Below are 12,565 nucleotides of genomic sequence, written 5' to 3' on the forward strand. Positions count from 1 at the left end.
GCCGGCGCTTCTTTCTTATTCGTGTTTGTTGGATCGACCACCCTACAGCCAGTAAAACCATCCTGCAGTCGCCTGGACCACGCAAAGGCAGGAAAGGCTATTCATGCTTAAAGTCTGACTGGTCAGGGCGCGGCGTGCAGGTCGCACGCCGCGTTTTAAATATATCCTGCGGACTGATCAGCCGCCGTAGACGTCGAAGGTGAAGTACTTGTCGCTGATTTCCTGGTACTTGCCATTGGCCAGGATGCCTTCGATAGCCGTGTTGAACATCTCCTTGAGGTCGCCGTCGTCCTTGCGGATGGCGATACCCGCGCCTTCACCGTTGATGACCGGATCCGGGGTGAGCGTGCCGAGCAGCTTGCAGCAGGCGCCGTCATCGGTCGCCAGCCAGTCGGAAAGCACCACGACGTCGTCGATCACACCGTCGATACGGCCGCTGGCAACATCCAGCTTGTACTCGTCAGGTGTCGGATAAAGCTTCAGATCCGCTGAGGGCAGCTTCTCTTCGGCGTAGTTGGAGTGCGTCGTGGAGGACTGGGCGCCAAGGGCGACGCCCTTGAGGTCGGCGTCGGAGGTGCCGGCGATTTTCGAGTCCTTCGGCACGGCGATTGCCGGCGGGGTGTTGTAGTATTTGTTGGTGAAGTCGACCTTCTGCTTGCGCTCTTCGGTGATCGACATGGAGGCGATGACGGCATCGAACTTACCGGCCTGAAGAGCCGGGATCATGCCATCCCAATCCTGGGTGACGAATTCGCACTCGACCTTCATCTCTTCGCAAAGCGCCTTGGCGATGTCGACATCGAAGCCGATCAGTTCGCCATCGGCTGTCAGAGAGTTGAAGGGAGGATAGGCGCCTTCGGTGCCGATGCGCACCTTGGACCAGTCTTTCGCCTCGGCGCCGCCAATGGCAGCCAGAACTGCAACAGCGGCCGCAGCAATCCGCAATACACGCATATTTGGTTCCCCTATTATTTTCTTCGCGGCGCAGGCGGGTTCCTCCCGCCTTGTTGCCCGATAACCCTATTCCATACACTTCGGCCTAAATTTCAAGCATGCCTAGAAAAAAACACAGCGTGGATGTGTGTTTTTTTGCGTCCTGCACGTGCGTGTCGAAAGGGAAGGCATCGGCAGGCTGTGAAAATCTGCTGCAATGTAGAGGAAACGGACTTTGGCGAGAGGGGGGGGCGTGTCTGGCACTCTGCCCGATCTGGAGAACCTGAGTTAGCGAGCGGGGCACGGCTTTTGAAATGCCTGATTGTTTTTATCGGGACGCCTCTCGCCGAAAGATTCCGGGGGAATCCACCTCGCTTCCTGCATATTCATCAAAATTTTTCTTGATATACATGAACTTATTGAATTTGTTGCTGTGCGTATAACTCCGTAGGATTACCAACCGCACGCAAGTCCTTCCCAACGGGACGAAAACGCGCCGGACTTCCTATCACAGGGGCATCAAATGGCAGAGTTCGAACTGTTCATCGGTAACAAAAACTACTCTTCCTGGTCGTTCAGGCCGTGGATCGCACTGAAACAGAAAGGAATTCCATTCAAGGAACATCTGGTGCCCTTCGATTTCGCGCGGGGCAACCCCAAGTTTGCCGCCTTTTCGCCGAACATGAAGGTACCGGTGCTGAAGGACGGTGACCTGACGGTCTGGGACAGTTTCGCCATTTTGGAATATGCGGCCGAGGTCTATCCTGAAAAGGGCTTGTGGCCGGAAGAACTGACCGCCCGGGCCAGGGCGAAAGCCGTTTCGGCGGAAATGCATTCCGGGTTCGTTGACCTGCGCAGTGCCTGCCCCATGAACATGCGCCGTCCGGTCGAGAAACTCGCGGTCAACGAAGGCGTCAAGGCGGATGTTGCCCGGATCGTGCAAATCTGGAGCGAAACCCTGGAAGAATCTGGCGGGCCGTTCCTGTTCGGCGATTTCACCGTCGCCGATGCCATGTTCGCGCCGGTTGTCAGCCGGTTCGCAACCTATTGCCTTTCCGATGACCCGGTTTTCCGCCGCTACAGCGACGTGATGACGTCGACACCTGCCTGGCAGGCCTGGGAGGCGGATGCCCTGAAGGAGACCTGGGTGGTGGACGTGGACGAAGTCTGATTGCCGCAGGCGGAATGCCGCTCACAACGCGACACGGACTAACGAATGCCGAAACCGGCAAAGGGCAGGAAAGTCACCGGATCACCTTTCCTGACGGTCCGGATGTCTTCGGGAATTTCGATCAGGCCATCCGCCTCGCGCAATCCCGTGATCAGGCCGGACCCGTCGCGCCCGAATTTCCGGACGACGGGTCGGCCGTTACCGTCATTATCCAGATAGCCCCGGTAAAACTCCCGCCTGTCCGGTTTCTTGTTCGCAACTTCGAAACCCGCCGGTATCTGAAACCGCTGCGGTTCGAGGAAAGCGCCTCCCGCCATCACGCTGATGACGGGCCGGGCGTAAAGCAGGAAACTGACCATGGCCGCGACCGGATTGCCGGGAAGGCCCAGAATAGTGCAAGCGCCTATCTTGCCGAACATCATGGGCCGGCCGGGCTTGACCGCAAGCTGCCACATGTGGCGTTTTCCCAGCCGGTCCAGGGCCTTGTGGATATGATCCTCTTCTCCACGGCTCGCTCCCCCGGTGGTCAGCACCACATCGAAGCGGCCTGACGCTTCGCTCAGCGCGGCTTCGACCACAGACGCGTCGTCCCTGACGATCCCCAGGTCTTCGGCTTCGACCGGAAGACCGGCGCACAGCCCCCGCAGCAGAAAATGGTTGGCGTCATAGACGTCGCCAAGCGCAATCAGGTCTCCAGGCCGGCGCAATTCATCGCCTGTCGAAACCAGCGCCACCTTGAGTTTGCCGAAGACGCTGACGTCGGCCGTGCCGGTCGAAGCAATCGCGGCCAGGTCCTGTGGACGCAACCGGTGACCGGCTTCCAGAATCGTGGTCCCTTGCGCGATATCTTCGCCTGCCTTGCGGCAATTGGCGCCTTTTCTCAATCCCTGCGGCACAACGACGAAATCCTGCCCGTCCTGCCGGTGGGTCTCGCAATCCTCCTGCATGGCAATCGTGTCGGCGCCCGGCGGCATGACCGCACCGGTGAAAATCCGTGCGGTGGATCGCGGCGCCAGTAGGTCATCGCTGGCATGACCGGCGGCGATCCTTTGCTGAAGCCGGAAAAATCCCCCGACTTCGTCGAAATCGGAATGGCGGAAAGCATAGCCGTCCACGGCGGAATTATCGGCCAGCGGGACGTCGCGCGGAGCCGTGATGTCTTCGGCGAGGATGCGCTCCAGTGCCATTTCAAGCGGCACGGTTTCCGCGGTTGTAACCGCTGAAACCCGCTCCTTGAGGAGTGCCAGGGCTTCAAGGTGAAGGAGCATCTCCTTGCCATGAGCGAAACAGTCGTCGAGAAGGTGGGGGCCGGTCATGGGACGGGTCTTTTCAGGTCGAGATGAGCCTGGATGAAATCCGCCATTTCCTCCACGTCGTCGAGATGGAAGACCGGCAATGTCTCATCCGGCACGGTGTGGTCGGCGGCAATTGCCACGATGTTCGGATCGGAGACCGAAAGCGGCTCCCGGTCACCCGATGCACTGCGCCGGGCTTCGATCTTCGGATGGGCTTCGCGCTTGTATCCTTCGATCAGGATGAGATCGCACGGGGCGATGCGGGCAAGAATATCCTCCAGCGGCGGTTCGTCGTCCCCCCGCAGTTCATGCATCAGGGCCCAGCGGCGGCCTGAAACCAGGGCAACTTCATGCGCGCCTGATTCCCGGTGCCGGTAACTGTCGGCGCCGGGCCTGTCGATATCGAAATCATGATGGGCATGCTTGACCGTCGAAACCTTGAAGCCCCGGCGGGTGAATTCCGCCACCAGACGGGTCACAAGCCCGGTCTTGCCGGAATTTTTCCAGCCGGTAATGCCGAAAACGGGTGTGTCGTTCATCGTCACCTGGGGCTCATTGCTTCCTGAACCTTCGCAAGGTCTTCAGGTCTGTTTGCGTTGAAAAAGGGGTCCAGACCGGTCGCCGGGTCGGCGCTGAACGAGACTTCCACGCTGTCATGACGGTCGACGAAGGCGAGCACCTTTCCGCTTTGGCCGCTCGTCAGCCAGTCGTGAAGATCCTCGTAGAGAGCAACCGGCCACAGGCCGAAAACGGGATGCAGCCGGTCGGAAGAAGAGGCAAGGGCGATGACCGGTTCCCGGGCGGGGACGGCGGAACACAGGCGGTTCACCAGCGTAAAGGGGAAAAACGGCGTGTCTCCGGCAACCGACACGACGTGGGTGATGCCCGGTCTGTTCTGTTTGGCGTAGGTCAGCCCCGCGAGGATTCCGGCGAGAGGTCCGGCAAATTCACCGACAGGATCTGCAACGACCGGCAGATCGAAAGGCGAAAAGCGGTCCGGATCGCCATTTGCGTTCAGAATGATTTCCGGGACCTGCTGTTTGAACCGCTCGACAACCATGTCCAGCATCGTCTTGCCGCCGAGGTCCATCAGGCTCTTGTCGCCGCCGCCCATGCGGCGGGACTGTCCTCCGGCAAGAATACACCCGAGGACCCGGTCCGCACTCAACACCCCGTGCTCCGTCTTCATGCCGCCGATAGTCTCCTTTGCACATCTTGCCGTCCCGACAGGACCTCAGCCTAGGGTGTGGACTCATAAAATTATGCTTTCAGGTCGTTCAGAAAATGATTGGCGCCAAGGCGCAAGATCGCAGGAAACCTTTTTGGTTTTCAAGATTTTGCAACGCCGGAGACAATCGCTTTCTGAACGATCCGAAGGACATCAATCCGGCTGCGAAGAGCCGCGTCAAAGCCTTTGCTCCATGCACCAGCATGGCTCTTCAGGCTTTTCCTTGCTCTACTTTGTCGGATTGATGCCTGAAAGTACAATTTTATGGGTCCGTACCCTAGAGTGATTTGCATTCGAACTGAACCGCTTGATCGCAAATCGTTCCTGCAGGGTCCATCGCCCGAAGGCAAGGCGTCAGGTGTCCGAACAGGCCTTTGTCAGCGCCATGAACGCACCTCCGGCAAGAAGGCCCCAGAAGGCTCCCGAGACACCGAAGAAACTGACGCCGGAGGCAGTGACGGCGAAGGTGATGATCGCACTGTCCCGTGTGCCAGCCGCTTTGGTGGCCTCTCCGATGGAAAATGCAAAGGCGCTCAACAGGGCAAGGCCCGCGACCGCCTCGATCAGGATTGAAGGTGTCGCGGCGACAAAGGTCATCACCAGCCCGGCAAACAGGCCGAAAAGGATATAGACGGCTCCCGCTGCCGCGGCCGCCCAGTAGCGCTGGCCTGGGTCCTTGTGCGCATCCTCTCCGGCGCACATGGCCGCCGTGATCGCGGCCAGATTGACCGCATGCCCACCAAAGGGGGCGGACAGGAGACTGAAAACGCCGGACAGAGTGAAAAGCGCGCCGCTGTTTGGCTGATAGCCATAGGCCCTCAGAACCGCGATCCCGGGAATGTTCTGCGAGGCCATGGTGACGATGAAAAGGGGAAGAGCGATGCTGACCATCGCTTCGAGAGAAAACACCGGCGTGATCAGGATCGGTGAACTGATCAGCTCAGCCGACGAAAGGTCGATAGGGCCGCTGATATAGAGGGCGATCGCGAAGGTCATGATCATCGCCAGCGGCACGGCATAAAGCCGGGCGAACCGGAAGGCCACCGCCCATGTCGCGATGATTGCAAGGCCGCTCACCGGCAGTTCCGCGACGGCCCGCACCGGCGCGAGGCACAGTCCGAACAGGACGCCGGCCAGCATGGCGTTGGCAAGCGGCGCCGGAATGGCGGCCACAGCTCTGCCGAATGGGCGTATCAGTCCGGCAAGCACAATCAGCACGGCACAGACGATAAAGGCGCCAACGGCGGCGGCGAAACCGCCTTCAGGCGCGCCTGCCGAAGCCAGAAGCGCGGCTCCCGGCGTGGACCAGGCTATGCTTACGGGAATTCGCGTCTTCAAGGACGCCACGATGGCACATAGTCCCATCGACAGGGACAGCGCCATCAGGCCGCTGGTCGCTTCCGCCGCATTTGCCCCGGAGGCTGCCAGTCCCTGGATCACGATGGCGAAGGAACTTGCAAAGCCGACGATGGCGGCAAGCAATCCGGCTGACAACGACTGGATGGCAGGTGGCCGAAATGACATGTGTGCATCCTTTGAAAACGGGCACACAATATCCGCGTTGTCGGCAAACGGAACAGGTATTCAAACCGGGAAATCGGATCGATTGGATCTTTTCCCGCAACTTTCTTGCTGCCGGATCATTCCCGAACCGGCTTGCGTCCGTCCCTGGTCAGATCATCAGCATGTCGTTGGTCAGCCGGCCTTCCAGCAGTTCCGTGGCAAAATGGCCGAACGCCAGATAGGCTTCATCGCGGGTCACGTCGCCGGGATGATCCAGAAGCGGACGAAGCACGGCATGCTGCGAGGCGGCGATGCCGTCGGTCAGGTCGCGGAAGAACATCAGCGAGTTCGGGAACAACCTGAACTCGGCCGGTTCGTGAACGATGCCCTCGATCGCGTGAAGACGCGGATCGTTCATGACACAATAGACCGTGTCGAGCACCTGGCCCGGCCGGCCTTCCAGAACCTGGACGATATGCTGGTCGACAAGCAGCAAGGCTCCGGTGACGCCGGCCTTGCGGTTGATGCGGCGGATGCGCAGCAGCGTCTTGTCGATCTCGTCAGGCAGGGGCAAGCGCATTTTGTCCCATCTGATCTTGCTTCGGTAGCAGGCGCGGTAGAGTTCCATGGCATGTTCATCCTTGAGCCGATGTATCCAGCCTGCGCGCCAATCCCTCACATTTGCTTAAAATTAAAATCAATTTGGAAGCATTTCCCGCAAGGGAACGCGAGTGTTTCTTGATTCTTGGAAAACCTGTGCTTTATCGACCTTCCATCAGGCAAAGAAAGCTGTGTAAAACTACGAATACTCTTCGTCAGCCGGAAGTGCGCCTCAGCGGTTTTCCTCCAGCCTGAAATCCAGACCGGCTTTCACGGCCGGCCATTCATGCGGCAAGATCGAATAGACCGCGGTGTCCCTTAGGGCACCGTCTGCCGTGCGCTGATGTGAGCGCAGGACCCCGTCGAGTTTCGCCCCCAGCCGCTCGATGGCGGCGCGGCTCTGACGGTTCATGAAATGCGTGCGGAATTCGACCGCGATGCAGTCGAGGTCTTCAAAGGCATGGGCCAGCAGCATGCGTTTGCATTCGGTGTTCACGCGCGTGCGCTGAACCGCCTTGCGGTACCATGTGGAGCCGATCTCAATCCGTTTATGCACCGGGTCGATATTCATGTAGGTCGTCATGCCGACTGCCTTGCCGTTCGGTGTCAGCACCGCGAAGGCAAGCATGGAGCCCTTTTCCTGAAGGTCGAGGCGCCGGTCGATTTCCGCCGGAACGGCGCTTGGCTTGGGAATGGATGTGTACCAGGCCTTCCAAAGGTCTCCCTCGGCGGCGGCTTCCGCCAGATCCGGGCCATGCGCCTTGGATAGCGGCGCGAGGATCGCATAGGTTCCGGTCAGGGTGACGGGAAGAGGCCAGTTCATGCGTTTTCTCCAACTGTAATCATCTGGACAGGATGCTCCGGCACTTCAGGAATGAACATCCTATCTGCTTCCATTTGTTTCGCCGTGAAAAGAGACCCTAGAAGGGCCGCTCTTCACCTGTCCACTTGAAGAACCTGCCCGTGCCGGAAAGGGTCAGGGTCTCGGCGATCTTCATGACGCCGTCCGCCACGTCGGCCGGAGGCGTGTCGGCGGCGGGACCGCCCATATCGGTTTGCACCCAGCCGGGATCGATCAGCGCCACGGGTATGCCTTCCTGTTCAAGCGCGGTGGCAAGTCCCTGCATGACCTTGTTCACCGCCGCTTTCGAGGCCCGATAGGCGAGAGTGTCGGACTTCCGGTAGCCCATCCAGGCCATCTGGCTCGATATTGTCAGTATTTTGGCCATACCGGACGATCTCAGATGTGGCAGAAAGGCTTGAGACACGGCAAGGGGCGCGAGCGTGTTGACGGAAAGCGTTTCGGCAAATCCGTCGAAATCCATGTCGGTCGGAGTTTGGCGAGACGGCCCGATGATCCCGGCATTGTTGATCAGAAGATCCAGACTTGCGGACAGTGCGGCCGCCGCGTCCGCGAGGGCCTTGCGGTCCCTGACATCGAAGATCAGCGGTTCGTATCCGGTGCCGAGTTTATTGGCCGTTTCCCGGGCCGCCTCGCCGGAGCGGACGGATCCGAACACCGTCCAGCCTCTTTCAAGCGCGGCACGGGCCAATTCAAATCCGATCCCGCGGTTTGTCGCGGTGATAAGGCATGTGGGCATGCGGGTGTCCTTGACACGGGGAGTTTTCCGGCGCTGCCGGAGGATGGACCTGACTTGTAAAGGTAGCCTGCGAAAAACGGCGCGCAAGACAAACATTGTCCCTATCTCAAAACCTGACAATGTGATTGAAATGGCAACCTGTTCAAACCGGGCGGTGCCGAAACAAGCCTTTGACAGATGTGAGAAGAACGGCTTGTCTTCCTGTGCCATGTGTCGGAAATTCCGTGAAAGTCCAACAATGCGAGCAGGAATTCGATCGCCCGCTGCCTTTTGACAGATCGCATCGATGGCGATCTCGGTATATGGCGGGAAACCGGATCGAGGGGCTTGTCCGCGCAAGCCGGTGAATTCAACGGGATGAAATATGAGCGACAGCATAAAAACCGCAGTCCTTGAACGCCTGGCGCAGATAAAGGGACCGGATCTCGAGGGCGATATCGTTTCGCTGGGCCTGGTGTCGGAAGTGTTCGTGTCCGATGGCCGCGTGGCGTTTTCCATAACCGTTCCGGCTGAACGGGCGCACGAACTGGAACCTTTGCGGCAGGCGGCGGAAAAAGTCGTCAGGGAAGTCGATGGCGTGGAAAACGCGATGGTGGCGCTGACGGCTGAACGGGCACCCGGAACCGGCCCCAGTCCCGCTCAGGCGCCGGCTCCACGTCCCGCCAGGCCGCAACCGGCTCCCGAGGAAAAAGCCCCGGCCAAACCCGGCGTTCCGGGAATCCGCCATATCATCGCCGTCGCCTCGGGCAAGGGCGGTGTCGGCAAATCGACGACCACCGCCAACCTGGCGCTGGCGATAGCGGCGAACGGCCGGAAGGTCGGTGTTCTGGACGCCGACATCTATGGCCCGTCCATCCCGCGTCTGTTCAAGGTGTCGGGCCGTCCGGAACAGGTCTCCGGCAGGCTGATGAAGCCGCTGGAAAGCTACGGCGTCAAGGTTATGTCCATGGGCTTCCTTGTGGAAGAGGAAACGCCGATGATCTGGCGCGGGCCGATGGTCATTTCCGCCCTGACGCAGATGTTGCGGGAAGTCGCCTGGGGAGAACTGGACGTCCTCGTGGTGGATATGCCTCCGGGCACGGGGGATGCCCAGCTGACCATGGCCCAGCAGGTTCCGCTTGCCGGTGCCGTGATTGTTTCGACGCCCCAGGATCTTGCACTGATAGACGCCCGCAAGGGTCTGAACATGTTCAGGCGCGTCGATGTGCCTGTTCTCGGGATCATCGAGAACATGAGTTATTTTCTTTGCCCGGATTGCGGCGGACGGCATGACATCTTCGGCCATGGCGGCGCGCGCGCGGAAGCGGAAAGGCTCGGTGTGCCGTTCCTGGGTGAAATCCCGCTGACCATGAAAATCCGCGAAACGTCCGACGCCGGCACGCCAGTCGTCGTTTCAGATCCCGATAGTGAGGTTGCCGCGGTCTACAGGAACATCGGCGCAAAGGTGTTTGAGGCGATCGAACAGGCCGCTGCCGCGCCGGACCGGGCTGCCCCGCAGATCGTATTCGATTAGAAAGGGTTACATACGGTTCCGTGACAGGCGGGCGCAGCCTGCCACTGAACCGTGGCTGCATGAACCCTGATCGGGATTCGGTTCGGGTTGGAGATACGGCCTGCGGTAAGACGCGAAACAGCGCGCATTTGAATGACGCGGCGGCATTGTACTGATTCCGCTGCGTGACATTCCGCGAGTGTTCGCGCGCGGTCTCCGGATGCGGACAGAATGGACTCGCGATTTTTTTTGCGCGACTTCATGAGTCATTGAGATAATTGAATTTTTTCACGCGCAGATCACGCAAGTTGCTTATATTTAAAAGCAAGTAGCCGCATTCCGGTGTCTTGAAAATACACAAAAGGTTATTTCCGGGCATGAGTACCCGACCGTCCCAGACTAGTGGGCCTGATAAAAAGCCCTCTCTGGCAGTGCTGATCGCAATCACAACCGTCACTCCTCTGGCCATGCAGATTTATCTGCCGTCACTCGCGGGAATGATGATCGTCTTTTCCGCGACCGCCGGAGAAATACAGCTTTCGATGTCGGCATTCTTCATCGCCGTCGCGGTCTCGCAACTTTTCTGGGGACCTTTGTCCGACCAATATGGCCGCCGGCCGATCATCATCGCCGGGATGGTTTTATTCGTGATCGGCAGCGTGCTGTGCCTGGTCGCCCCGACGATCGAGGCCCTGATTGCCGCCCGCGTCATCCAGGCAGCGGGCAGTTGCGCCGGAATGGTGCTCGGCAGGGCGATTGTGAGGGATCTCTACGGACCCCGGCAGGCCGCCAGCATGATCGGTTTTGTGACCATGGGCATGGCCGTCATGCCGACCGTTGCACCGGCTATCGGCGGTATTCTCGACCAGTTTTATGGCTGGCAAGGCGGGTTCGTCCTGTTGCTGGTCTTCGGTGTGGGTGTTTTATGGATGAGCATCTTCTCGTTGCCTGAGACCCACAAGGAGCGAACGGCCGTTGGCGCGAAACAGGTCCTCAGATCCTACGGGATGATTTTCAAGGAGCCCCTTTACTGGAGCTATGGCCTGACCGCGGCATTCAACGCGCTGACTTATTTCGCTTATCTCGGCGGAGCGCCTTATATAGCCTCCGGCCTTCTGTCCCTGAGCGCGGCGGAGATGGGAATTTATTTCATGGTTGTGGCAATCGGCTACATGGCCGGGAATTTCATTTCCGGCAAGTTCGCCGAACGCGTAGGCATCTTTCCGATGGTTCTTACCGGGACGCTCACCGGCGTACTTTCCGTTGCACTTATCGCCGGTTTTGCAGCTTTCGGCAGTCTCACCGCCATGGGCCTGTTCCTGCCGATGTTCCTGCTCGGACTCGGCAACGGCATTTGCTTGCCCAGCGCCCTGGTAGGAGCCATCAGCGTGCGCCCTGAAATGACCGGTTCGGCCGCCGGGCTGACAGCATCGCTGCAGGTTGGAACAGGCGCGATCTCGGGTTCGCTCGTCGCGTGGCTGTATGCGGACAGTTTCATGGCCGGAACCGCCTGGGGAATGATACTTGTCATGGCGCTGGGGTCTGGCCTCAGTGTGGTCGCGGCCCTGTCAATCCGCCACGTTTCCGCACGCCGGAGTTTCCTGCCGGCGGAATGACATCCGGCAAATCTTTTCTGAATGAATCTGTCGTCGGGACGAAACCGGAACAGCCTCTCAGCCGCCGGTCACGCTCATGTGGCGGGATACCGCTGGTTGCCGGCTGTTGCGGTCGATGATGAAATCATGACCCTTGGGCTTGCGCCCGATGGCTTCGTCGATCGCCGCGTTCAGCACATCGTTTCCTTCCGAAGCGCGAAGCGGGTCGCGCAGGTCCGCCATATCGTTCTGGCCGAGACACATGTAGAGCTGGCCCGTGCAGGTGACGCGCACCCGGTTGCAACTCTCGCAGAAATTATGGGTCATCGGCGTGATGAAGCCGAGCCGTCCACCGGTCTCCTCGACCGTGACATAGCGGGCGGGGCCGCCGGTCTTGTAGGGAATGTCGGTCAGCGTGAACGTTTCGGCAAGCCGTGCGCGAACGGTGGAAAGCGGCAGATACTGGTCGGTCCGGTCACCGTCGATTTCGCCGAGCGGCATGGTCTCGATAAGGGTCAGATCGTGGCCCTGATCGTGACACCAGTTCAGCATGGTGACGATTTCATGCTCGTTCACATCCTTGAGCGCGACCATGTTGATCTTGATCTTCAGGCCAGCCTCGGTGGCCGCCCGGATTCCGTCCATGACCTTGCCGAGGTCGCCCCAGCGGGTGACGGCCTTGAACTTCTGCGCGTCGAGCGTATCGACGGAAACGTTGATCCTGCGAACCCCGCAGTCATAAAGCTCCCCGGCGAAGCGCGAGAGCTGCGAGCCGTTGGTGGTGAGGGTCAATTCTTCGAGAGCACCGCTATCCAGATGGCGTCCAAGGCCGCGGATCAGGTTCATGATGCCCTTGCGCACCAGCGGTTCTCCGCCCGTCAGGCGAAGTTTGCGCACGCCCTTTTCTATGAAGGCCGTGCACAGCCGGTCAAGCTCTTCAAGGCTCAGGACCTCGCGCTTGGGCAGAAACGTCATGTCTTCCGCCATGCAGTAGACACAGCGGAAATCGCAGCGATCGGTGACGGAGACGCGCAGATAGGTCACCGCACGCCCGAACGGATCGATCATCGGGGCGAAGGGGCCGTGTCCGCCGGATTCCACCGGCCTCACAATTTCACCGTCTTTCACGTTCCGCTCTCCCTCAAAC

12 protein-coding genes are annotated in these 12,565 nt (G+C 59.6%); 3 read left to right on the forward strand and 9 right to left on the reverse strand.

Annotated features, from left to right (window positions below; translation table 11 throughout):
* Positions 1-177: 177 nt before the first annotated feature.
* Positions 178-954, reverse strand: a complete 777-nt coding sequence (locus CLV41_RS20600) for an ABC transporter substrate-binding protein (RefSeq protein WP_103224311.1) — start codon at positions 952-954, stop codon at positions 178-180.
* Positions 955-1,456: 502 nt separating this feature from the next.
* On the opposite strand from CLV41_RS20600, the gene CLV41_RS20605 reads away from it, so the two are divergent.
* Positions 1,457-2,104 carry a glutathione S-transferase family protein gene (locus CLV41_RS20605; protein ID WP_103224312.1) on the forward strand — a complete coding sequence of 216 codons (648 nt, stop codon included), beginning with the start codon at positions 1,457-1,459 and terminating at the stop codon, positions 2,102-2,104.
* A 38-nt stretch (positions 2,105-2,142) separates the two neighbouring features.
* Here the strand turns inward: CLV41_RS20605 and CLV41_RS20610 are convergent, their stop codons facing one another.
* From CLV41_RS20610 to CLV41_RS20640, 7 genes are all read right to left on the reverse strand, one after another.
* Positions 2,143-3,420 carry a molybdopterin molybdotransferase MoeA gene (locus CLV41_RS20610; protein WP_103224313.1) on the reverse strand — a complete coding sequence of 426 codons (1,278 nt, stop codon included), beginning with the start codon at positions 3,418-3,420 and terminating at the stop codon, positions 2,143-2,145.
* Positions 3,417-3,938, reverse strand: coding sequence for a molybdopterin-guanine dinucleotide biosynthesis protein B (mobB, locus tag CLV41_RS20615; RefSeq protein WP_103224314.1), 522 nt, complete (start codon positions 3,936-3,938; stop codon positions 3,417-3,419). The genes CLV41_RS20610 and mobB overlap by 4 nt, the downstream gene beginning before the upstream one ends.
* A 2-nt stretch (positions 3,939-3,940) precedes the next feature.
* Entirely contained in the window at positions 3,941-4,588 is a 648-nt protein-coding gene (mobA, locus tag CLV41_RS20620) for a molybdenum cofactor guanylyltransferase MobA (protein WP_103224315.1), read from the reverse strand.
* Between the two features lie 393 nt (positions 4,589-4,981).
* Positions 4,982-6,151: a benzoate/H(+) symporter BenE family transporter gene (locus tag CLV41_RS20625; RefSeq protein ID WP_103224316.1), complete on the reverse strand. Its 1,170-nt coding sequence runs from the start codon at positions 6,149-6,151 to the stop codon at positions 4,982-4,984.
* A 148-nt stretch (positions 6,152-6,299) separates the two neighbouring features.
* A complete protein-coding gene (locus CLV41_RS20630) occupies positions 6,300-6,758 on the reverse strand; it encodes a BLUF domain-containing protein (protein WP_103224317.1) in 459 nt (152 codons plus the stop codon).
* A gap of 204 nt (positions 6,759-6,962) precedes the next feature.
* On the reverse strand, positions 6,963-7,553 hold the full coding sequence (locus tag CLV41_RS20635) for a GNAT family N-acetyltransferase (protein ID WP_103224318.1): 591 nt from the start codon (positions 7,551-7,553) through the stop codon (positions 6,963-6,965).
* A 97-nt stretch (positions 7,554-7,650) separates the two neighbouring features.
* Positions 7,651-8,331, reverse strand: coding sequence for an SDR family NAD(P)-dependent oxidoreductase (locus CLV41_RS20640; RefSeq protein WP_103224319.1), 681 nt, complete (start codon positions 8,329-8,331; stop codon positions 7,651-7,653).
* Between the two features lie 364 nt (positions 8,332-8,695).
* Here CLV41_RS20640 and apbC point away from each other — a divergent pair, with 364 nt between their 5' ends.
* Together apbC and CLV41_RS20650 are read left to right on the forward strand one after the other, a co-directional pair.
* Positions 8,696-9,844: an iron-sulfur cluster carrier protein ApbC gene (apbC, locus tag CLV41_RS20645; protein ID WP_103224320.1), complete on the forward strand. Its 1,149-nt coding sequence runs from the start codon at positions 8,696-8,698 to the stop codon at positions 9,842-9,844.
* Positions 9,845-10,200: 356 nt separating this feature from the next.
* Complete coding sequence (locus CLV41_RS20650; protein WP_103224321.1) at positions 10,201-11,439, forward strand: multidrug effflux MFS transporter; 1,239 nt, start codon at positions 10,201-10,203, stop codon at positions 11,437-11,439.
* A 57-nt stretch (positions 11,440-11,496) separates the two neighbouring features.
* Here the strand turns inward: CLV41_RS20650 and moaA are convergent, their stop codons facing one another.
* A complete protein-coding gene (moaA, locus tag CLV41_RS20655) occupies positions 11,497-12,486 on the reverse strand; it encodes a GTP 3',8-cyclase MoaA (RefSeq protein WP_103224387.1) in 990 nt (329 codons plus the stop codon).
* Between the last annotated feature and the right edge of the window lie 79 nt (positions 12,487-12,565).

Source organism: Roseibium marinum (assembly GCF_002906165.1).
GTDB classification, from domain to species: Bacteria; Pseudomonadota; Alphaproteobacteria; order Rhizobiales; family Stappiaceae; genus Roseibium; species Roseibium marinum.